The 255-nt window shown below is 52.2% G+C and carries 1 rRNA gene; it reads right to left on the bottom strand.

Annotation, left to right across the window (positions count from 1 at the left end):
* A 16S ribosomal RNA gene (locus AACY49_RS31540) occupies window positions 1–255 on the bottom strand; the annotation flags it as partial.

Here is a 255-nt window from a genome sequence, read left to right on the forward strand (position 1 = left end):
CTACGCGCGCTTTACGCCCAGTAATTCCGATTAACGCTTGCACCCTCTGTATTACCGCGGCTGCTGGCACAGAGTTAGCCGGTGCTTATTCTGTCGGTAACGTCAAAACAATTACGTATTAGGTAACTGCCCTTCCTCCCAACTTAAAGTGCTTTACAATCCGAAGACCTTCTTCACACACGCGGCATGGCTGGATCAGGCTTTCGCCCATTGTCCAATATTCCCCACTGCTGCCTCCCGTAGGAGTCTGGACCG

The organism is Pseudomonas sp. EL_65y_Pfl2_R96 (assembly GCF_963970905.1).
Classification (GTDB): domain Bacteria; phylum Pseudomonadota; class Gammaproteobacteria; order Pseudomonadales; family Pseudomonadaceae; genus Aquipseudomonas.